Source organism: Sodalis sp. RH16 (assembly GCF_047324245.1).
GTDB lineage: Bacteria > Pseudomonadota > Gammaproteobacteria > Enterobacterales > Enterobacteriaceae > Acerihabitans > Acerihabitans ligni.
Map to the genome: position 1 here is coordinate 4,279,808 of NZ_CP178737.1, position 21,841 is coordinate 4,301,648.

The 21,841-nt window shown below is 59.9% G+C and carries 19 protein-coding genes; 3 read left to right on the plus strand and 16 right to left on the minus strand.

All coding sequences use genetic code 11. From position 1 onward, the window contains the following. Nucleotides 1-105 precede the first annotated feature (105 nt). The 3 genes from ACL2XJ_RS19630 to ACL2XJ_RS19640 all read left to right on the plus strand — a co-directional run bounded on the left by ACL2XJ_RS19630 (nucleotide 106) and on the right by ACL2XJ_RS19640 (nucleotide 3,474). The gene (locus tag ACL2XJ_RS19630; RefSeq protein ID WP_413724207.1) at nucleotides 106-1,218 is read left to right on the plus strand and encodes a DUF917 domain-containing protein; all 1,113 of its coding nucleotides are present in this window, start codon (nucleotides 106-108) and stop codon (nucleotides 1,216-1,218) included. Continuing rightward, on the plus strand, nucleotides 1,202-2,764 hold the full coding sequence (locus tag ACL2XJ_RS19635; protein ID WP_413724208.1) for a hydantoinase/oxoprolinase N-terminal domain-containing protein: 1,563 nt from the start codon (nucleotides 1,202-1,204) through the stop codon (nucleotides 2,762-2,764). The genes ACL2XJ_RS19630 and ACL2XJ_RS19635 overlap by 17 nt, the downstream gene beginning before the upstream one ends. 110 nt (nucleotides 2,765-2,874) lie before the next feature. Then, complete coding sequence (locus tag ACL2XJ_RS19640) at nucleotides 2,875-3,474, plus strand: hypothetical protein (RefSeq protein ID WP_203521751.1); 600 nt, start codon at nucleotides 2,875-2,877, stop codon at nucleotides 3,472-3,474. A 254-nt stretch (nucleotides 3,475-3,728) separates the two neighbouring features. On the opposite strand, the gene ACL2XJ_RS19645 is transcribed toward ACL2XJ_RS19640, so the two are convergent. The 16 genes from ACL2XJ_RS19645 to ACL2XJ_RS19720 form a co-directional block, all read right to left on the minus strand. After that, nucleotides 3,729-4,349 carry a TetR/AcrR family transcriptional regulator gene (locus ACL2XJ_RS19645; protein ID WP_413724209.1) on the minus strand — a complete coding sequence of 207 codons (621 nt, stop codon included), beginning with the start codon at nucleotides 4,347-4,349 and terminating at the stop codon, nucleotides 3,729-3,731. Nucleotides 4,350-4,376: 27 nt separating this feature from the next. Beyond that, nucleotides 4,377-5,546 carry a glycosyltransferase family 9 protein gene (locus tag ACL2XJ_RS19650; protein WP_413724210.1) on the minus strand — a complete coding sequence of 390 codons (1,170 nt, stop codon included), beginning with the start codon at nucleotides 5,544-5,546 and terminating at the stop codon, nucleotides 4,377-4,379. Then, complete coding sequence (gene folM, locus ACL2XJ_RS19655) at nucleotides 5,497-6,222, minus strand: dihydromonapterin reductase (RefSeq protein ID WP_413724211.1); 726 nt, start codon at nucleotides 6,220-6,222, stop codon at nucleotides 5,497-5,499. Before folM ends, ACL2XJ_RS19650 begins: the two co-directional genes overlap by 50 nt. Nucleotides 6,223-6,385: 163 nt before the next feature. After that, nucleotides 6,386-9,538 carry an efflux RND transporter permease subunit gene (locus ACL2XJ_RS19660; RefSeq protein WP_132921949.1) on the minus strand — a complete coding sequence of 1,051 codons (3,153 nt, stop codon included), beginning with the start codon at nucleotides 9,536-9,538 and terminating at the stop codon, nucleotides 6,386-6,388. A 21-nt stretch (nucleotides 9,539-9,559) separates the two neighbouring features. Beyond that, nucleotides 9,560-10,747, minus strand: a complete 1,188-nt coding sequence (locus ACL2XJ_RS19665; RefSeq protein ID WP_413724212.1) for an efflux RND transporter periplasmic adaptor subunit — start codon at nucleotides 10,745-10,747, stop codon at nucleotides 9,560-9,562. A gap of 279 nt (nucleotides 10,748-11,026) precedes the next feature. After that, complete coding sequence (locus ACL2XJ_RS19670) at nucleotides 11,027-11,515, minus strand: RrF2 family transcriptional regulator (RefSeq protein WP_413724213.1); 489 nt, start codon at nucleotides 11,513-11,515, stop codon at nucleotides 11,027-11,029. A 163-nt stretch (nucleotides 11,516-11,678) separates the two neighbouring features. Further along, on the minus strand, nucleotides 11,679-13,301 hold the full coding sequence (locus ACL2XJ_RS19675) for a gamma-glutamyltransferase family protein (protein WP_413724214.1): 1,623 nt from the start codon (nucleotides 13,299-13,301) through the stop codon (nucleotides 11,679-11,681). An 11-nt stretch (nucleotides 13,302-13,312) separates the two neighbouring features. Next, nucleotides 13,313-14,839 (minus strand): class I adenylate-forming enzyme family protein, encoded by a 1,527-nt coding sequence (locus ACL2XJ_RS19680; RefSeq protein WP_132921945.1) that lies wholly within the window; start codon nucleotides 14,837-14,839, stop codon nucleotides 13,313-13,315. Then, nucleotides 14,836-15,624 carry a VOC family protein gene (locus tag ACL2XJ_RS19685; RefSeq protein WP_132921944.1) on the minus strand — a complete coding sequence of 263 codons (789 nt, stop codon included), beginning with the start codon at nucleotides 15,622-15,624 and terminating at the stop codon, nucleotides 14,836-14,838. Before ACL2XJ_RS19685 ends, ACL2XJ_RS19680 begins: the two co-directional genes overlap by 4 nt. Nucleotides 15,625-15,633: 9 nt before the next feature. Further along, on the minus strand, nucleotides 15,634-16,050 hold the full coding sequence (locus ACL2XJ_RS19690; protein ID WP_132921943.1) for a PaaI family thioesterase: 417 nt from the start codon (nucleotides 16,048-16,050) through the stop codon (nucleotides 15,634-15,636). Between the two features lie 325 nt (nucleotides 16,051-16,375). After that, the gene (locus ACL2XJ_RS19695) at nucleotides 16,376-17,392 is read right to left on the minus strand and encodes a quinone oxidoreductase family protein (RefSeq protein WP_132921941.1); all 1,017 of its coding nucleotides are present in this window, start codon (nucleotides 17,390-17,392) and stop codon (nucleotides 16,376-16,378) included. A gap of 9 nt (nucleotides 17,393-17,401) precedes the next feature. Then, on the minus strand, nucleotides 17,402-18,382 hold the full coding sequence (locus tag ACL2XJ_RS19700) for an ABC transporter substrate-binding protein (protein WP_413724215.1): 981 nt from the start codon (nucleotides 18,380-18,382) through the stop codon (nucleotides 17,402-17,404). Nucleotides 18,383-18,387: 5 nt separating this feature from the next. Next, complete coding sequence (locus tag ACL2XJ_RS19705; RefSeq protein WP_413724216.1) at nucleotides 18,388-19,161, minus strand: ABC transporter permease; 774 nt, start codon at nucleotides 19,159-19,161, stop codon at nucleotides 18,388-18,390. A 1-nt stretch (nucleotide 19,162) separates the two neighbouring features. Further along, complete coding sequence (locus ACL2XJ_RS19710; protein ID WP_203521737.1) at nucleotides 19,163-19,930, minus strand: ABC transporter ATP-binding protein; 768 nt, start codon at nucleotides 19,928-19,930, stop codon at nucleotides 19,163-19,165. Beyond that, the gene (locus ACL2XJ_RS19715) at nucleotides 19,927-20,658 is read right to left on the minus strand and encodes a GntR family transcriptional regulator (RefSeq protein WP_132921937.1); all 732 of its coding nucleotides are present in this window, start codon (nucleotides 20,656-20,658) and stop codon (nucleotides 19,927-19,929) included. The genes ACL2XJ_RS19710 and ACL2XJ_RS19715 overlap by 4 nt, the downstream gene beginning before the upstream one ends. Before the next feature lie 311 nt (nucleotides 20,659-20,969). Further along, entirely contained in the window at nucleotides 20,970-21,803 is an 834-nt protein-coding gene (locus tag ACL2XJ_RS19720) for a glycosyltransferase family 8 protein (protein WP_413724217.1), read from the minus strand. Nucleotides 21,804-21,841 lie beyond the last annotated feature (38 nt).

Genomic DNA, 21,841 nt, shown 5'->3' on the forward strand with positions numbered 1-21,841 from the left:
TTATTTTTTTTCGTTCCGAGCACGTCTTGATTATTCATGGCGCCCCTGGGCAATACCCGCGGCCGGCTATTTTAAGATCAACCCTATTACCAGTCGGGATCTGTTATGCGCCTATTGGATAAACACGCGATTGAACATATCAGTATCGGCGCCTCGCTTATGGCGAGCGGCGGCGGAGGCGATCCATACATCGGCAAAATCATGGCGCTCAAGGCCATAGAGGAACACGGCCCGCTGGCATTGGTTTCCGTCGGGGAGCTGTCGCCGGATGATTTGCTGCTGTCCACCGGCATGATAGGGTCGCCCACGATCATGATGGAAAAAGTGCCGAACGGTAATGAATCCGTCGCCGCCTGCCGGCTGATGGGAAGGCGGCTGGGCAGGAAAATCGCCGCTATCTATCCCATCGAGGCCGGCGGAATCAACTCCCTGCTGCCGCTGGCCACCGCTTCGCGCCTGGGCCTGCCGGTGGTGGATCTGGACGCCATGGGACGGGCCTTCCCCGAGTTCCAGATGACGACATTACATCTCGAGGGCGTGGGGGCGTCGCCTTTTGTCGTGGTCAACGAAAAATACGATTCCTGCGTGGTGGAAGCCGACGACAATCATGTGGCGGAGAAGTTTGCCCGTGCGGTTTCGGTGAAGATGGGAGGCGCGGCCATTTTTGCCGCTTATCCCGTTTCCCCGGCGCAGGCGGCGAGATCGGGCATTACGGGATCCCTGAGCTTTATGCAGAACCTCGGCCGGATGGTGGAGCAGGCACGCCGCGATAAATCCGGCATGGTATCCATGCTGACGAAGGCGCTGGGGGGCTATGTCTTGTTCCGCGGTAAGGCCGTCAACGTGGATCAGCGCAGTGAAGGAGGCTTTACCCTGGGGGTGGCGGCGTTCGCCGGCGTGGATGACCAAAAGGGCAGGCAGTTCGAGGTTTATTTTCAAAACGAATATCTACTGGCCCGATGCGGGGCCGCTCCGGTTTGCATGACCCCCGACCTGATTATCCTGTTGGATGAGGATACCGGCCTGCCGATCCTGAGCGAACGATTACGCTACGGCGTGCGGGTGGCGGCATTGGGCGTCCCGGCCAACGAAAGATGGCGCACGCCGCGCGGCATCGAAGTGGCAGGCCCCCGCTATTTCAATTACGACACTGATTTTATCGCGGTTGAAACCTTGGCCGCCGGAAACGGGGAACATGACCATGACCATGACATATAGAATCGGAATCGACGTCGGCGGAACCAACACCGATGCCGCCTTGCTTAACCGGCATGGCATCGTTGTCGCCCGTACCAAGCGGCCCACCACGGCGGATATCATGTCGGGAATCGACGATGCCATAACCGCCTTGCTCGGCGAGGCCGATATCGATAAGTCCGCCATCAGGCGGGCCATGCTCGGTACGACCCACTGCACCAACGCCATTGTTGAACGCAAGGGCCTGAACCCGCTGGCTCATTTCCGGCTGGGGGCGCCGGCTACCCTTGCCATCCCGCCGTTAAGCGATATTCCCGACGATTTGCGCCGCCTGTTGTCAGACCGGCTGTTTATCGTGGGCGGAGGTTACGAATATAACGGCGACTCGCTGGCGCGCCTTGACGAAGCGCTGATTCGCAGATACCTGCGGGAAGTGAAAGGGCAGGTGGATTCGATTTCCGTCTGCGGCGTCTTTGCGCCGGTGTCGGACGTCCAGGAACGGCGGGTGGCGGTGCTGGCGCGGGAAGAGCTGGGGCCGGAGATTGCTGTTTCCCTGTCAGGAGAAATCGGATCCATCGGTTTACTGGAGCGTGAAAACGCCTGTATTTTAAATGCCGCGCTGCATGGCGCCGTCCGCGATATCACCGAGGGTTTCGATATGGCGCTGCGCCGGCACGACATCCACGCGGAGATTTATTTCGGGCAGAACGACGGCACCCTGATGACGCTGCGGCAGGCGCGGGCCTTCCCCATACATACCGTCGCCTCCGGTCCCACCAACAGCATCCGCGGGGCATCGTACCTGGCGGACGTGCGTGATGCCCTGGTGGTGGATGTCGGCGGTACCACCACCGATATCGGCATATTGTCGAAAGGGTTCCCGCGGGAATCGAGCCATGCCGCGGAAATAGGCGGAGTGCGAACCAACTTTCGCATGCCGGACATTATTTCCATCGGGCTGGGGGGCGGTTCCATTGTCACGGTGGGCGCCGGCAACAGCATCCGTATCGGCCCTGAAAGCGTGGGATATGAATTAACACGGCGCGCCTTGATTTTCGGCGGCGACACCATAACCGTCACCGATATTTCGGTGGCGAAGGGTCTGATGCATCTGGGAGATAGCCGGCGGATCCGGCATTTATCCGCCGAACTGGTGGAGCGGGCTTATGCGCGCTATGTCGGCATGGTGGAGGATGCGATAGACCGGCTGAAAACCCAAGACGATCCCATACCGGTGATTCTGGTGGGGGGCGGGGCCGGGTTGCTGCCCACCCGATTGCGGGGCGCCTCGAAGGTTATCAGGCCGGTGAATGCCGATGTGGCCAATGCCGCCGGGGTGGCCCTCGCCCAGGTCAGCGGCAGCATCGATACCATTGTGTCCCTGAAACATCGCGATCGGGAGAGCTGGCTGGCGGATGCCGCCCTCAAGGCGCGGGCAGCGGCCATCACGGCGGGAGCGATCCCGGGCACCGTCGAAATCATCGATCTTGATACCTTGCCCCTGGCCTATATGCCCGGCAATGCCTTGCGCATACGCGCTAAAGCGGTGGGGAGCCTGAAGTTCTGAAACGACGGAGTCGGGGGGTATTCGTTACTCTATACCCGGATATCTTCGCTTCTTAACATGGAAGAACCTTAACCTGTAATGATGCGCATGTAGTGTGCGGGAGAAGTAGCATGTGTAATTCCGGTTCCTGCTTTTACCAATTCCTGTTCAAAAGCAATCTCGAGTTCAGCCGAAAGTGTGACGGCAGTACGGTGATTTACGGCACCCTGAATTTAACCTCCAGCGGTATTACCCATATACCCCCAAAGCTTGTCGTCATAAATTCAATTATCATAAGATATTCCCAGCTGGAAAGTTTACCCAGCGAGCTGCGGGTCATTGAAGATCTGGACTTGAAAAACTCGCCCATCAAAACATTGCCCGAGGATTTACAGGTGGGCGGCAATGTATTTCTGGAAAATTCCCAAATAAGCGAATTACCGGATAACCTGAGCGTCGAAGGCGGTTTGGATCTGGAAAACACGCCCATTGCTACCTTGCCAAAAAACCTTTTTGTCGGTGATTACCTCAATATCCAGGGGACTAACATCACTGCCTTGCCGGAGGATTTGTATGTCGGCCGGAATCTGCTGCTGGATGCCGATAAAATTGCCCATAACGCCGCTTTTGCACAAATTCTGGCGCAAGGGGTAATCTGGCCGCGCCAAGATTGGGGAGGGGGTAAGCGCGTCACGGCCCGGACTGAGGCCGGGCACAGCGCGGTCTACTGAACAGGCACGGGCAAAGGCGTTCCATCACACCTTGGCGCGCCATCGTTTATGCCGGCAATCGGCGGCGCGTAATGACGCATAAAGCTCTGCCCGCGCAGCTAGTCACTCCTCGTCAAAAAAAGCCATCATTCGAACCATTGAGGGAGAAACCGTGTTGGATTGCGGCTCTGTCATAAATGCTCCTGGAGAAAGTGATAAATAAGATTTCATGCTGCCGGTATTTGGAAATGATCAATTCCAAATTGGCTAAATTTTTAACTGAGCAGGCGCATGGCCTGTTCGGCCGCCGCCAGCATTTCAGGCCGGGCGCGCCCGGCCTTGCCGATCACACGAAACCCCTGCAGCATGCTCAGCAACAGACACGCGGTGGCCTCCGTATCGATTCCCGCGGGAATGGAGCCATCGGACTGGCCGAGCCGGATCAGGCCGCGCAGTGTTGACTCCACGCGATGCAAGGCGCTTGTCACCAGGTCAGCCATCGCTGAATCAAAGGTAGCGAGCTCGATGGCGCTGGCCGCAACCAGACAGCTGCGCCGGCCTTCTTCGCCGTGTGAGGTCTCGGCGTAGAAGATAAGCATGGCTCTTAGCTTGTCGAATCCCGTGGTCTCGGTTTCCAGGCGCTTTTGCAGCTGCGCATGGCGCGTGCTGGTATAGCGGTGAAAAGCACGGAGAAAAAGCTCGCGCTTGTCGCCGAAAGCTTTATAAATGCTGCCGGCCGACAGCTGCATCGCCGCACTGATATCGGTGATGGAGGCTGAGCTGAAACCGCGTTCGCGGAACAACGGCACTACCGCATCTATGGCTGCGTCAATGTCGAATTCCCGCGGCCGGCCCGCGCTGCGCGGGGACTTTGGTGATATAGGCGATGTAGGCATGGCAGTATAATAGGAAACGATCGTTTCCTAGTTAAGGGTATCGTCGCCGGCCGCTCGATAAGCTGAGGGGTTTATGCCCACAGGGGCGATAGACTCCACGTCCAGATTTTGATACGCCTGCTCCAGCAGGGCGATATCCTGCGCGCGCGCGCTGGCGTGCATGTTGCGCACCGTCGGCACATCAAGGGCTATCGGCCGGCATAAGGTATAATCCCTGACCCGCAGTTCCGGCGGGATAGAGGTAAATATAGCCGTCGACGGCACGTCAAACCCCGCCGCCGCATGCACCGCCGCCGAATCCGACGAGAGGACGAAGCGGGCATGCTTTATCCAGGACAGGAACTGTGGGGTATCGGTTGCATATTCGGCTATATCAATATAATGGGCAGAGTCCAGCGGACCGAAGCCCAGCACCGGGCAGGCGAAGCGCCGCCATAGGTGCTCCACCAAGGATTTATGCATCATCACCGGGATACTGCGCAGCGGGGTACTGGCGCCGGGGCAAAACAAGACATACTCATTTTCCCGCCAGGGGGCGGGCGGCGGCGGCAGGCAGAGGCGCTGCAGCCAGCGGTTAGCCTTGAGGCCCGTCGGCACGGCGGCGGGATCAACCCCCAATGAGCGGAGAAAAAAGTCAATCATCGGCATGGCGGCAAAGGCCGGCCGGAAAAGATGATTGCCCAGATCGATACGGGGCTCCGGACCGCACACGTCCGTCAGCGTCCGGGGCAGCCAGCGCATCTCCCCGATGATGCCGGCCGCCATGTGATAGAGCGACTCCACATAGACCGGCGCCCGGCCAGGCCGGTAAAGCACCGCATGCAGGGCGGGATTGAAAAAGCGCAGCGCCTCGACGGCGGTGAGGCCGATAATGGAATCACCGAGGGCCACCCCCATGCCGTTGACGATATGCACGGCGGACTGGCGCGCATAATCAAGAGTAAACGCCCCGGCCGCGGCATTAAAAAAGCCGGCCTGGGAATATAAGCTGCGATAGCAGCCGATCTCCCGCTGCTGCTCGATATCGTAAGAGGCCACCACGTGCCCGTCGCCGGTTAACAGGCTGCCGGGATGAAACAGCGCGTCATCGCCGCTTATGATGTCCGTGGCAGTACCCTCCCTGGGTTTAACCCCATGGGTAACAGCTTCAGCGTAAACATCTGCCGCCGTCCAGGCCGAGGGTCTGGCCGGTGACATAACGGCTTTTAAACAGATAATTCACCAGATCCACAATTTCCATTTCTCCCGGTTCAATCTTCATCAGGGTTTTATTCAGCACATGCCGGCGATATTCCTCATCGTCCTGCTCATTAAACAGAATCAGGGCCGGGGCGATGGCATTGACTTTGACATCGGGGGCCAATTTGCGCGCAAAGGACCGGGTCATATTGTCCAGGGCGGCCTTGCTGGCCGCATAGGCGATATGTTTTTTACTGCCTTTTTCAACGGCGAAGTCGGTGATATGAATGATATCCGCCGCCGCATGCCCCTGGTCCCGCAGGCAGGGTTCGAGGGCCAGGTTCAGCAGATAGGGGGTATAAACGTGAATTTGCAGCATCGCGGCCATGGTGTCTTCCGGCGGCGTTTCCACGCTTTCCGCCACCCACGCGCTGGCATTATGGATAATCGCCCGCAGCTTGCCGCTATAGGCCTTGACCTGTTCCGCGAAGGCGTAAATACCGCGGTTATCTGAAAAATCAGCCTGTATACAGTGGGCGCCCAGGGATGCCAGCGTATCGAGTGCCGGGTAGTACTGGCGGTAACTGACGATGACCGGGATTCCCTGTCGCAGCAGGGATTCCGCCAACGCCAAACCGATACGGCGCGCACCGCCGGTAATCAGTACCGGCGCGGGTGGGATTATCTTTGTCAACCACGTCTCCTGAATTCATTGGCTTATACCCGCCATACTTCAGGTTGCAGGTGCTTCGCCTGTCCTGCAACCCGAATTACCGTGGGTATGGTGTCATGGAATTCCGACATTATATCGACAAAAATTTCCCGCGCTCCACTACTCTTTAATCCAGGTCTATAACTCAGGCGGTCAGGCTTTCCCTCACCCTGCTTTTACGGCTGACCAGGGTGCGCAATGCGACATAAAACACCGGGGTCAGGAACAAACCGAACAGGGTGACCCCCAGCATGCCGGCGAATACCGTAATGCCGGTGACGCCGCGCACTTCCGCGCCGGCGCCATGGCCCAGAATCAGCGGCACGGTACCGGCAATAAAGGCGATGGAGGTCATGACAATCGGCCGCAGCCGCAGGCGGCAGGCTTCCAGTGCCGCCTCGACAATGCTTCGGCCCTGCATTTCCAGTTCGCGGGCGAACTCCACAATCAAAATGGCGTTTTTACAGGCCAGACCCATCAATACCACCAGCCCCACCTGGACAAAGACATTATTGTCGCCGCCGGTGAGCCAGACGCCGAACAGCGCGGAGAGCATGGTCATGGGCACAATCAGGATCACCGCCAGCGGCAGCGTCCAGCTCTCATAAAGGGCCGCCAGCACCAGGAACGCCAGCAACACCGCCACCGGGAAGACGATAAGCGCCGTATTGCCCTGGGTGGACTGCTGGTAGCTCAAATCGGTCCATTCGATGTTCATGCCGAAGGGCAGCACATGGCTTGCTATCGCGCTTACTTTTTCCATTGCCTGGGCGGAGGAGAGAATACGCGGATTGGCGTCGCCGATAAGGTCCGCCGCCGGGTAACCGTTATAGCGGATCACCGGATCCGGTCCGTAAGTGGTGCCCAGGGTCACCATGCTGCCGATGGGCACCATTTCCCCTTTATTGTTGCGGGTGCGCAGATTGGCGATATCGCCGGTACTCTGGCGGAAGGGGGCGTCCGCCTGGGCGAACACCTGCCAGGTGCGCCCGAATCGGTTAAAGTCATTGATATAGGTGGAACCCAGATAGGTTTGCAGCGTAGCGAACAGTTCGGTGAGCGGCACTCCCTGTGCCTTGGCCTTATCCCGGTCGACGCGGGCGTCCAGCTGCGGCACATTGGCCTGATAGGCGCTGATGGGGAATTGCATCCCCGGCGTCTGGGCAATGGTGCCGGACATGGCGTTAACCGCGTTTTGCAGCGCGCCGTAGCCCAGGCCGGCGCGGTCCTGGATATACAGTGAATATCCGGAGCCCTGGCCCAGGCCCAGAATGGGTGGCGGCATGATGGAAAACGCAAAGCCTTCCTGAATCTGGCTGATTTTGGCGTTGATCTCGGCGTTGATCTCAAGGGCGGTGCGATGGCGTTCGCTCAGGGGTTTCAGGGCGAAAAATACCGTGCCGGTATTGGGTGTATTGGTGAATTGCAGAGCATTAAGACCCGGAAACGATACCGCGTCGCTGACGCCTTCGGTATTCATGCCCATGGCGCTGATTTTGCGAATGACCGCATCGGTACGGGCCAGGGACGATCCTTCAGGCATTTTCACGCCGGCGATGAGGTAGAGTTTATCCTGGGTAGGGATAAATCCGCCCGGCACCGCTTTAAACATCACCCCCGCGCCCACCAGCAACAGGATATAGACCGCGAATACCGCCCCGCGCCGGTTGAGGGTGCGGGCGACGGCGCGCTGATAGCGATGGGAGCCGGAAGCGAAAAAGCGGTTAAAGGGCCGGAACAGCCAGCCGAGCAAATGGTCTATCAGGCGCGTCGGCACGTCTTTCGGCGCGTCGTGGGACTTCAGCAGCAGGGCCGCCAGGGCCGGCGACAGCGTCAGGGAATTGATGGCCGAAATCACCGTGGAAATGGCGATGGTCACCGCGAACTGCTTGTAGAACTGGCCGGTCACGCCGGACAGAAACGCCATGGGGACAAACACCGCGCACAGCACCAGCGCGATGGCGACAATAGGGCCGGACACCTCGCGCATGGCCTGGTGGGCGGCTTCCACCGGGCTGCGTCCCTCGGAGATATTGCGCTCGACGTTCTCCACCACCACGATGGCGTCGTCCACCACGATGCCGATGGCCAGCACCAAGCCGAACAGGCTGAGCGTATTAAGGGAAAAACCCAGCAAATAGAGGATGGAAAAGGTGCCGATGACGGATATGGGCACCGCCAGCAGCGGGATAATCGACGCGCGCCAGGTCTGCAGGAACAGGATGACCACCAATACCACCAGTATCACCGCCTCAAACAGGGTCTGGATCACGGCGTGAATGGAGTCGCGCACGAAAATGGTCGGGTCGTAAGGGGCTTTCCAGGTCATGCCCTCGGGAAAGCGGGTGGCCAGTTCGGCCATTTTTGCCCGTACCGCGTTGGACAGGTCGATGGCGTTGGCGCCGGGGGACTGAAAGATGCCGATGCCCACCGCTTCCTGGTTGTTTAACTGGGAACGCAAGGCATAGCTGCCGGCGCCCATTTCAATGCGGGCCACATCCCGCAGCCGTACCACTTCGCCGTCATCGCCGCTTTTGAGAATGATATTGCCGAACTCTTCCTCGTTTTCCAGCCGGCCCCGGGCATTGATGGATAATAAGAAGTCGCTGGTGGTGGGCATGGGCTCAGCCCCCAGCTGACCGGCGGAAACCTGCACATTCTGTTCGCGGATAGCGGCCACCACGTCCGAGGCGGTCAGTCCGCGCGACGCTACTTTTTGCGGATCGAGCCACACGCGCATGGCGTACTCGCCGGCGCCGAACACCTGGATTTGACCGACGCCGGGCAGGCGGGCCAGTTCGTCCTTGACGTTGAGGGTGGCGTAATTGCGCAAATATAATGAATCATATTTGCCCGACGGGGAGGTCAGATGTACCACCAGGGTCATGGTGGGGGATTGTTTCTGGGTGGTGACGCCCTGGCGTACCACATCGTCGGGCAGCCGGGCCTGAGCCTGCGCCACCCGGTTTTGCACCTGCACCTGGGCCTGATCCGGGTCCGTACCGGGGCGGAAGGTCACGGTGGTCACCAGGACGCCGTCCGAACCGGCGACGGATTTCATGTACATCATGTTTTCCACGCCGTTGATCGCTTCTTCCAGCGGCGTCGCCACCGTTTCGGCGATTTCCTTGGGATTGGCGCCCGGATATTGCGCCCGCACCTGCACGCTGGGAGGCACCACCTCAGGATATTCGCTGATGGGCAACAGCGGGATGGCAATAATGCCGGTGACAAAAATAATGATCGATAAAACGGCGGCAAAAATCGGCCGATCGATGAAAAACCGGGAAAAGTCCATGGCAGCGGGTTCCTTGACGGCCTAGTTAAGCACGGTGGCGGCTGGAGCCGAGGTCATCGGCACGTTTTTGGCGTTAACCGGCATGCCGGGCATGAATATTTTTTGCACGCCGTCGATGACCACCCTATCGCCGGGCGCCAGGCCTTCCTGTACCACCAGCATGCCGTCAAATTCGCGGCCGGGGGTGATATCGCGCCGTTGCGCTTTGCCCGTGCTGTCCAGCACGTACACGAACTTGCGGTCCTGGTCGGTTACCACGGCTTTGTCGTCAATCAGCATGGCATTGAAACGTTGACTTGCGGGCAATTGCACGCGGGCGAACAGGCCGGGGGTAAAGCGCCGATCGCGGTTGTCCAGCAATGCGCGCATGCGAATGGTGCCGGTGCTGGGGGCTAGCTGATTATCGAGAAAATCGATTTTGCCGGTGTGGGGATAGCCCTCTTCACCCACCAGGGCGATGTGCACTTCCTGCGGGCGATTGCCGCCGTTGCCCCGGGCCAGCCCTTGATAGCGCAGGAAGGTGCTTTCATCCACATCAAAATAGACATATACCGTATCCAGGGAGACCAGGGTCGTGAGCACGCTGGCGCTGTCGCCGGCGGTGACCAGGTTGCCGGCGGTAATCTGCGCGCTGCCTGCGCGGCCGTCGATGGGGGCGGTAACGCGGGTGAAATCCATATTCAGCTGGGCGGTATCCACCGCGGCCTGGGCCGACAGCACATTGGCCTGGGCCTGTTCGGCGGCGGAGCGGCGTTGTTCGCCCTGTTCCGCCGAGACGGCGCTGGTGCTCAGCAGTTTTTCCGTGCGTCCCGATTCGCTGCGGGCCAGCTTCGCCTGGGTAACGGCGCCGGCAAGTTCCGCCTTGGCCTGTTGCAGGGCGGCGCGGTAGGTGCGGTCGTCGATGGTGAAGAGCACATCGCCCTTATGGACTTCCTGCCCTTCCTTGAAATTCACCCGGTCGATATAGCCGGATACCCTGGGCCGCAGCTGTACGCTTTGCACCGCTTCGACGCGGCCGTTAAAGGTATCCAGCGGCTCTATTTGCTTGAGCAAAACCGGGGCGACGCTGACGGAGGGCGGCGGCGGGGCGGTCTGCACCGCGCTGCCGGCGTCACAGCCGGCCAGTTGCAGCGCCAGCAGCACAGCGGGTAAAACCAGGCTGTACCTGGCATGTTCCAAGGGGTAGCGAAAAACGTTAATGTCTGTCATGGAGGAAGCCCTGATGTTAAGAAGATGCGCTGAATCCAACGGCATCCTCGATGATTTAATTGCAACTATTATAAATACACTTAAAGCGCAAATTGTAGGAAGGCAGTTAATAAAATGCAAGTGTTATTGTTGCTTTTTAAGGCGCTAAAAAGAGGGTCTATAACGAGCCGCTCCGGGCATGGCGGGCAGCTTCGGATCTATTATGTCCAGTACGTTATAGTAAAGTGATGAAATCGTTTTGCCCGAAAGGGCGGTATCTGCCCATCGGTGAGGGGGGGATTAATCCGCCGGGGGAAGATTCGCCGATGCCGGCGCGCCGCCGCCGTCCTGCGCCGAAAGGCGGCGATCCTTTTCGTGCAGTTCCCGCAGGGCATCGGCGACGGTACGCCGTGCCAGTACCTCAAGGCAGGCCTGCTCGGCTTCGCCGGCCAGTGTGTCGAAAAACCAGCCGGTATTGGCCGACACCAGGCAACACTGCGGTACGTCGGGACGCTTGCCCCACAGCGGCTTGTCGTCCATGACGGACAGATAAATATCCTGCAGGGAGATTTGGTCCGCCGGCCGGCCGAGATGGATGGAACCCTGGCGGCCGTGGGTGGACATTATGATTCCGTCCCGGGTCAGCGGCACCATCAGTTTGCGGACAAAACTCGGGTTCGCCTGTAAACCGGTGGCAAGAATGGCGCTGGTGGCCCTGGTTCCGTTCTGCTGAGCGTCGGCGACGCTCAACACCATTTGCAGAGCCGTGGGAAAGCGTAGATCAATCATGTATTCATTCTCGCGCAGTCCGGAGAATTAGCTTTATTGAAATCCATTTTTAATAGTTACATATCTGCGACGGAGAATCCAGTCCCGGTTTATGATACTGCGGGAGAAGGTCGCAGCCGGGAAGCGTGCCGGCCCGAACCGGCCGCTCGGCTACGGCCCTCGATCAGAATCCCACCGCCTGCCCGTCCCGGCGGGTGTCGCTGGCGGCCACGTAGCCATGATCGCTGTCGGTTGACAGCCGCCAGATAAACTGGCCGGAACCGAAATCCATATAGGGATCGTCGACGGTATGGAGCCGGTGCCCCTGCTGCTGCAATTGCGCCATCACCGCCGGATCAAAGGTGGATTCCAGATCCAGGGTGAAATCACGGTTGACTTTCCAGCGGGGCGCATCGCAGGCCGCTTGGGGCTGCTGATGAAAATCCAGCATCCGCACCAGCGTCTGTACATGGCTCTGCGGCTGCATATCGCCCCCCATCACGCCGAAACTCATCTGCGCCCGGCCGCCCTTGGTGAGGAACGCCGGGATGATGGTATGGAAAGGCCGCTTGCCCGGCGCCACCACGTTCGCCGAACGCGGATCGCTGGAAAATCCCGCGCCGCGGTTTTGCAGGCTGACGCCGTACTCCGGCACCACCACCCCGGATCCGAAGCCCATATAGTTAGATTGGATAAACGACACCATCATGCCGCTCTCGTCGGCGGTGCTGAGATAGACCGTTCCGCCGGCGGCGGGCCTGCCCGGCTGGGGCAGGGCGGCCTTGCGCGGATCTATCATGGCCGCGCGTTGGTCCAGATACGCATCCGCCAGCATGTCGGCGGGAGTGATTTCCATGGCGGCCGGATCCGCCACGTAGCGGTAAACATCGGCAAAGGCCAGCTTCATGGCCTCGATTTGCAGGTGCTGAACCTGGGCGCCGTCCAGCGCCAGTGACGACAGATCGAACCGCTCCAGAATCCCAAGGGCTATCAAGGCGGCGATGCCCTGGCCGTTGGGGGGGATTTCATGCACTTCGTAGCCGCGATAGGTCCGGCTGATGGGGGTGACCCACTCGGGACGGTAAGCCGCCAGATCTTCCAGGGTCATGCCGCCGCCGGTGCCCTTGGCCCAGGCGACGATGTTTTCGGCGATTTCTCCTTCATAAAAAGCGCGGCCGCCCTGGTCCGCCAGCAGCCGCAGGCTGCGGGCGGCGCCGGGAAAGACAAATTTTTCTCCGATGGACGGCGCCCGTCCGGCGGGCATAAAGGTTTGCGCATAACCGGGCTGCGCCGCCAGTATCGGCACCGCCGCCTGCCATTTGCGGGCGACTATCGGCGCGATGGTGACGCCGCGCTCCGCCACTTCGATAGCGGTTTGCATCAGCTGTCCAAAGGAGAGACGGCCGAAGCGCCGGTGCAATGCCTCCCAGCCCGCCACGGCCCCCGGCACCGTCACCGCGTCCCAGCCCCGTTCCGGCCGCCGCGCCAGCCCGTGGTCGTCTTCGCCGTAGCGTTGGCGGAAATAGTCCAGGTTCCAGGCGGCGGGGGCGGGCCCGGAGGCGTTCAGCCCGTGCAACTGCGTCCCGTCCCACACCAGCGCGAAGGCATCGCTGCCCAATCCGTTGGAGATGGGTTCCACCACTGTTAAGGTGGCGGCGGCGGCAATGGCGGCGTCCACGGCGTTACCGCCCTCCAGCAGGGCGCGATTGCCGGCCTGGGCGGCAATGGGATGGGAGGTCGCCACCACGTTGCGGGCGAATAACGGCGCACGGGTGGTGAGATAGGGGTTATGCCAATCAAAACTCATGGGATGCTCCGTTATTGTTGGTTAATGCGCCGCTCGGCTTCCCGTTGCAATGCCCGGCGATCCACTTTATTGGACCCGGCGAGGGGAAAGCTGTCCACCAGCCAGATATGCCGCGGGTGGAGGTAGGCGGCGCCGTGGCGCAAGGTGAACTGTTTCAGTTCCTCCGTCGTCGCGCTATGTCCCGGCCGCAAAATCACCCAGGCCGTGGGTTTGGTTCCTTTGATGTCGTCCGGCACCGGCACCACGCAGGCCTGCTGTACCGACGGGTGCCGCTCGATGATTTGCTCCACTTCGCCGGGGTAGATGTTTTCCCCGCCGCTGACGAACATATCGTCCACGCGGCCGACAAAGGTATAAAACCCGTTTTCGTCACGGCTGAAAACATCGCCGGTAATATAAAAACCGTCATCGGTAAACGGCGGTTTGATATCGGGACGCTGGTGATATCCCTGCATCAGGCCGGGGCTTTTCATTTCCAGTACGCCGGTGTTATCCGTCAGATTGCCCTCGCCGTCCCGCAGGCGGACCTGAACCTCTGGATGGGGATAGCCTGAGGATTGCAGTGGAGTGGGGATACCCTGGGGATGGGGACCGAACACCACCGGACCGCCCTCGGTGGTGCCGAAGGCATTGATGATGCGGGCCGAGGGCAGCAGTTGCCCGATTTGCGCGTAAAGGGTGGCGTTCACCGGGGCCGATCCCATGCGCACCACCCGGACGCTGGACAGGTCGCTGTGCTGCAGCAGGGCTTTTTCCCGTAGCATCATGGCGATCATCGGCGGTACCGCGGTCAGCCAGGTACAGCGATAGCGGGTAATGGCATCGATATAGGCCGCGGCGCTGAACTGGGGCAGCAGCACGGTGGTCACATGGCTGGCCAGGGTCAGCAGCACCAGCGCCAGGGCGTTCATATGGTACAACGGCGCGGCAATCAGCACCCGCTCGCCGGTGAGTTCCCGGTTGGCCAGCCGGCTGCGCACCACCCACAGATGGCTGGCATGGGTCAGCCGCACCCCTTTGGGCATGCCGGTGGAGCCGGAGGTATAGAGCAGCAGCGCCAGATCTTCCGGTTTGGGGTTAAAGAGGGGCAGCGCGCCGGGGTCTTCAAACGCCTTCAGACCGTCAGCCTGTGAAGAGCGGAATACCACGCGAGGAATGGCGTAGCCGGTGGCGGCCAGGTGATCCGGGTCCCCCATTAGCAGACGCGCGCCGCTGTCGCGTAAAATATTCTCCTGGGTTTCTACCGGGAATTTGAAGTTGACGGGTACCGCCACCAGCCCGGCGCGCAAAATGCCCAGCAGGCTGGCGACATAATCAATGGAGTTGCGGCCGAGTATGGCGATGCGATCGCCGGGGGAAAACCCGCGGGCCAGCAGGGCGCGGCCAATGCCGTCCGCCCGTGCGTCCAGTGCGCCGAAGGTCAGCCGTTCATCGCCGCCGCCGTCCAGCGGAGCGATAAAAGCCAGTTGGCCGCCGTCCAGGGCGGGATCGATCAATGCGCCCAGATTGGTGGTCTTGGGCAGGATTAGCTCTGTCATGGCAAGAACTCGAGTAAGGTCATTAAATCGGGCAGGGCTACCTGCAGCCGTTCTCCCTCCCGGCGCACGGGCATGCCCATGGCCGCCGCATCACGGGCGATGCGCTCGCCGTCGCCGCCGCGCATTCTTATGGCGGCGAACAGGCTGTCCCGCCCGGCGGGCGGCTGGATTAATCCGCCGCAGCGGCGGGCGAATTCGTCGCGATGCATGATAGTCAGCCGGAATCGTTCATCTGTATCGCCCAGACGGCGGAAATGCTGTTTTTGCTGTTCCGGCTCGTCGGCCACCAGGGTCAGTTCGTCGATGGCGCTGACCCCGTTTTGGTGCGATAGCCATTCGGGGCGCCAGACCCACTCCGGGGTATGGTGTTGACAGAAATAGACCCGTCCGGCGGGGAATTCCCCGGCGGCGAGGCGAACGGTGGTGAAGCGGGCCACTCCTCGCGCGTCTTTGCTCACTACCTCGCGGGAGAAGGATTGCACCGGCTGCAAGGAAAACTCCGCCTGGCTCAGCTGCCGGGCGGTGTGTGCGGCGTCGGGGCTTGCGAACACCAATCCGTCGATTCCGGGCGGGCTTTCCAGTAGTTCACGGCGAATTTTGTCTCCCTGGGTCGGCAGGCCCACCAGTTCCAGATAATGTCCGGGGAACATTATCAGGTAATTTAGCGAACCCAGGGAGTGGACGCCGCGGGGCGTGAGGGTGAACCCCAGTCCGCGGAAGATGTCCGCCGTCTTTTCAACGGCGAAGTGGCTGTTTATCACCAGGTGATCAAGGGAGAGGTTCATGTGATTTCCTCAGGCGGTGGCGGTGGAGTAGAGTCCCCGTCCGCTGGCCACCAGCGCGCCTTCGCTGTCGTAAATCCGGGCTTCGGCGCTGGAGAATTGTTTGCCTATTTTGATGACCTGGCCGACGGCGGTTAAATTTCCCCGTGCCGGGCGATGGTAGTCCACCCGTAAATCCAGGGTGGGTACGCCTTTGCCGGTATAGGCCACCAGTGACCAGTCGGCGGTGAGATCCACCAGCGCGGCGAGAATGCCGCCGTGGATGTAACCGCCGGCTACGTTCACTATCCACTCGTCGCGAAAGCGGGCCTGGATCTTGATTTCCCCTTTACCCACAGACAGGACTTCGAGGCCCAACCATTGGTGGTAGGGGCCTTTTAACAGCCGGGCCTGTACGTCGGCGGCGTCGGGAATCTGAATCTCTGCCATATCTTACTCCTCAAGAATGTTGAAATTTGAAGGCGGTGCGCGGGTGCGTTGTCACGTCCGGTGATAGCGGGCCTACCGCGCCATGGGGCGCTCCGGCGGGCGGGAAAACCACGCCCGCTTCGACCCCATCGGCACGGTCTCCCTTTAACAGGCTCGCTGTCACGTCCGGTGTTAGCGGGCCTACCGCGCCATGGGGCGCTCCGGCGGGCGGGAAAACCACGCCCGCTTCGACCCCATCGGCACGGTCTCCCTTTAACAGGCTCGCTGTCACGTCCGGTGATAGCGGGCCTTCCGCGCCACGGGAGTCCGTGGATCCGGTGATTTGTTACGGCGTCACTATGACCTTGCCCAGCACTTCGCGGTCGCGGATCAGCCGCAGCCCTTCCGCCGCCTGTTCCAGCGGCAATACCCGGTCGATCAGCGGGTCGATGGAGCCGTCGGCAATCATGTCCAGCAGGGCGGAAAGGTCTTCTTGGTAAAAGCTGTTTGAGCCCTTGACGGTGAGTTCAAAACTCCATATATAGCGCAGGTCTTCTTTCGGGTCGTAGCCGGCGGTGGCGCCGCACACCAGCAGCAGGCCGCCCCGCTTCAGGCATTTTAGCGAGGGGCGCCAGGTTTCGCCGCCGGTGAAGTTGATCACCACGTCTACGCCGCCTTCATAGCTGCGGCGCTGCGGTTTGCCGTAATGTTCGATGGCCCATTTGGAGAAATCCGTTTCGCGGTAATTCACCACATGATCCGCCCCCAGCGCTTTCAATGCCTGGGCCTTTTCTTCGCTGCCGGCGCAGGCGATCACTTCGGCGCCCAGATGTTTGGCCAGGATGACGCTGGCGGTGCCCACGCCGCCGCTGGCGCCGAGTATCAGTACCCGATCGCCCTTCTTCACGGTGTTATGGGTGACCAGCATGCGATGGGCGGTACCGTAAGCCACCGGCAGGGCCGCGGCCTGGGGAAAGTCTACTCCCGCCGGCAAGCGGATAAGCTGCTTGGCGTCCACCGCCGCATATTCCGCCATGCCGCCGTCGGTCATTTCACCCATAAGGCCCACGCCGGGCTTCAGCGGATTCACCAACACGCGATCGCCGATTTTCCAGTCGCTTACATCCGGCGCCACCTCGGTGACGGTACCGGCCAAATCGAGGCCGATAACCACCGGCAGGGGCACCTTGATGCCCGGCATGCCGCGCACGGTGAAAACGTCGTGGTAGTTGAAGGAAGATGCTCCCACCCGCACCACCACGTGACCGGCGGCGGCCGATGGGCGGGGTTTATCATCAATCACCCGCAGCTCGTCGAGATCGCCGTGCTGGGTCAGGACTAGGGCTTTCATGGTATCGCTCACAACTCACTCCTATTTGATGGATTTGGCGGCCAGGTAGGGACGATTATCGAACAGGTCGTCTTTTAACTCGCCTTTGATGGCGCCGCTTTGCAGAAATACGCTGTGCTGTCGTTTCAGTGTGTCGATATCGGCCGGTTCAAAGGTGAGACGATTCATGCTGTCCCAGCGGCCCATATAAACACGGGCGTCTTTTTCCGGCAGGTTGGCCTGTTTTTGCAAAATGGCCGCCGCCGCGTCGGGATTGGCGTGGCCCCAGGCCAACGTATCTCTAAGGGCGGCAATCACCCGGGCCACGGCGTCGGGATGTTTGTGCAGATAGTCGCCGCGCACCGCGCCGACGCCGATGTAGGGCACCGCGTCGGTGTGGGTGAGTTTTTTCCATTCGTCGGCGAAGCTGCCGATGGGGGTCACCTTAAGCTCGTCGAGCTGATCGATGGTTAACGAGCGCAGGGCGGCGGCATCGATCTGCTTTTGCGCCAGGAACTGGGCCAGGCGGGACTCATTGCCGCCGATCAGGGAAAAACCGTCCGGTTTGATGCCGTAGTTTTCCTGCAGTATCGTGGCGGCGATAACCGCCACCGACGAGCCCGCCGGCGACATGCCGACTTTTTTACCCGCCAGCTGCTTGAGGCTGGTGATGGGGGAGCCGGCCGGTACGACAAACTGTACGTCCGCCGGCTGGGTGGCGGCGAAAATCTTGATGGGCACCCCTTCGGCGGCGGTGCTGAACACGCCCGCCAGGGGCGCGCCGAAGGCCAGGTCGATGGAGCCGGAGGCCAAGGCTTTAATTGGCGCGTTGACGTCGGGGAAATGTACGAACTCGGCGTCGATGCCACGTTTGGCCAGGAAATTCTGGCTTTCCAGCACCGCGCCGTAACCCAGGCTGACGCCGCTGGTCCAGTAACCGATGCGTATTTTATCCGCGGCCTGGGAACCTGCCGCCAACAGCAAACCGGCGGCGAGGGCGGCGGCCAATAATACTTTCTTCATGATAATCAATCCCGTGTGCGCTGTTTCCAGCGGAAAAGGTAACGTTCAAGGGGTTTTAGCAGGCCCCCTTCCAGCAGCAGCATCAACGCCACCAGCAGCAGGGTCCAGGCAAATACCTGATCGGTTTGCACCAGGTCCCCGGCCTGGCGCAGGCGATAGCCGATGCCGTCGGAGGACCCCAGGGTTTCCGCCACCAGCGAGACCCTCCAGCCGAAGCCGAAGGCCAGCCGGGCGCCGGAAAAGAAATAGGGCATGATGGTGGGCAGATAAATCTTCCACAGGGTTTGCAGGCGGCCCATGCGAAAACTGCGCGCCAGCTCCACGTAGTGGGCATCCACGGTTTGCGCACCTTGCCAGACATTGGTGAGGATAAGCGGCATGGCGGTCATGAACACCACGAAAATCGTGGTGGCGTCGGAGATGCCGAACCAGATGATGGCAAAGATGGCCCAAATCGCCGAAGAGACGGTATTGAATACCGCCAGCAGCGGCTCGAAAAACTGCGCCAGGGCGCGATTGGCCCCTAGGGCAAGTCCCAGCAGGGTGCCCACCAGGGTGGCCAGTAAAAAACCGGTCAGGACCCGGGAAAAGGTGATGCCGATATCGTGGAACAGCCGGTGTCCTTGCCACAGCGCCACCAGCGCCTGCCAGGTCTTGTCCGGGCCGGGCAAGACGAATGACGGCATGCGCCGGGAGGCCAGCCACCAGACGGCGGCGAAAATGGCAATCAGCACCAGCCGCTGGACCACCAGGGTGAATAGAGGGGAATTCGATTTCATCCTATACCTCAAGCCTTAGCAACCGAGCCTGTTCGGCCACCTCGGGACTGGTGGGCACGCGGGGGTGGGGCAGGGCGATGCGATGGATATGATGAATATGGCCGGGATTGGGCCGCAGGATCACCACCCGGTCGGCCAGCACCACCGCCTCTTCCACATCGTGGGTCACCATAACCACGGTCATGCCGGTCAGCCGCTGGATCCGCAGCAGTTCGTTATGCATGACGCTGCGGGTTTGCGGATCGAGTTTGGAAAAGGGCTCGTCCATCAACAAAATCTCCGGTTCCGCCACCAGGCTGCGCGCCAGCGCCACCCGGCTGCGCATACCCCCTGACAGCTGGTGCGGCCAGGAATGTTCAAAGTCTTGCAGGTTAACCAGGCGCAGCACCTCCTCGACCCTTTTTTGCCGCTCGTTGCGATCGTAGTTGCCGTTTTCCAGCCCGAAATGGATATTTTTGCCCACCGTGCGCCAGGGCAATAAGCGGTCCTCCTGAAACAGATAGCCGACGGTCTGCCAGCGGTTGAACTGCGCCGCGGGCCGGTCCTGGATAAGGAGCTGGCCCTCGTCCGGCGGCAACAGGCCGGAGAGGATGTTCAGCAGCGTGCTTTTGCCGCAGCCTGAGGCCCCCAGCAGGGCGATGATTTCTCCCGGACGCACCTGGAAGGAGATATTTTCCAATACCCGCAGGGGTCCGAAGCTTTTACCGATGCCCTCGACGCGAATAACCTCCGCCCCGGCTTCCTGTGGTTCCCGTAACGAGACGCTCATTGGAACAGGCTCCTGTCGAGGATGGGCAGCAGCGCACCCTCTTTGCTCAGGGTGGCGTAGACTTTTTCCAGCGTCATGGCCTGGAAGGTTTCGATATGGCGCCGGGCAATCAGCTCCACCCGCCGGGCATCCCCTTCTTCGAACGCCGCAATCATGGCGTTATGATCGTGTTTGATCTCCGGCTTGACCTTTTGCACGTTGAAACCCAGCGCCACCAGCCGGGACATTTCGTCCATCAGGCTGGACAGCGTACGGATAAGATGGTTGTTGCCGGAGGCTTCGACGATGGCCAAATGAAACCGCTTGTTGGCGTTCATAAAGACCGTGATCTGCTCAGGCAGCGGCGCCTTTAGCTCAACGCGACAGGCGGCTTCCAGCTCCTTGAGCAGGCTGATATCCACCCGGCCTACCGCCAGCCGGGCGGCCAGGGGTTCGAGCTGGGCCCGCAGAGTAAAGATCTCCTCCACGTCCTGCACGGTAATGGGGGCGATGCGATAGCCTTTACGCGGGCGGGATTCCACCAGATGCTCATGACACAAGCGCGCCAGCGCCACCCGACAGCTGCTTTTACCAATCAGGTACATTTCCATTAATCCCGCCTCGGTAATCAGCGAACCCGGTAATAACCGGCAGCGCAGAATATCGTGGCGAATATGCTGATAAGCGCTATCCCCTAAGGACAGCTCTTTTCCTGCCGAAGCAGCGGGCGTCTTGAAATCTACTGACATCTGACCATCTCTTCATTATTTTGTGAGCAGCTCACAGAATATCTCTGAGGTGCTTAACATTGAGGGAGTCTAAAAGGTAAATTATCACCAGCGCCAATAACAAATATGTATTTGCTTAGCTGTAAAAAGACTTTACTGAGCAGCTCAGAGAATTAACCTTGCTATAATAAAGGTTATTATTCGCCGCAGTGAGCTGCTCACGGAATTAACTTTTTAAGCAAAGAGAATTTATGATCTGATGGCTTTTAGAGGGAGTCTGAACGGAGGCTCCCCATATCTCCGGCATAACGACAGCGCTGGCGATTTTAGCGTTAGCCGATTTGGCGATAGGTTTTCCACCATAGCTGGTGCAATTCATTATAGGGGTTGTTGTCGTCCTTGCCGTTATTATCCTGCCAGGGTTTGGATAAAATATAATGAAGATTTTTTACCTCGAATATATTCCATAGGGAAGCATGCTGTACGGAAAGCGTTTTTAACGCATTATAAATATAAGGCAACGGCAGCCAGCGGCCGGTAAAATACTCATTTAACAGATCCTGCTCGGGAAATTGATAAGCGGCGAGATTGCGAATGGCGTCAACCTTGTTTTCCAGCTCGGTGGCGGTGGAGTCGTTCGGCGTCAGCAGCATGAATCCGGAATTGAAATAGGGACTAAATCGCCGTGGCAGCGGCGCGCCGTTGTGTTCCGGCAGGTAGCTGTAATAACAGTTGGCCGGTACCCAGTCCCGGGGATAGGTGGCGATGCGATGCGGGTTGCAGCGGCAGGCGTGGCAGGCGGCGATATGTCCGTCAGGCAGCGGAAAATCAAAGACTTCGTCGATGTTTTTCATCGCCAGCATATCCGCATCCACAAAGGCCAGCCGCCCGAATTCCGTTATCCGCCAGGCCGCCAATTTTGTCCAGACTTCTGAAAACCGGGCATTGGCGTAATTTCCCGGCACCCCGGCACGGGGGGCGACGGGCTTCACCTGACGCACCAGACAGCCTTCATCCGTTAATAACCGGCGGCTGTGTTCATCGATATTTTCCGTTATCATCACCACCAGGGGATAACGGGTACGGGTATTTTCCAGGGATTTACGCAGGGTTCTGACGCCCGGCAGATAGGACGGCTGAGTGTATAGTGTTATCCAAGCGGGCATATTTTTTCCTCCCGTCAGAGGGCGGCTGTTTAATAGGA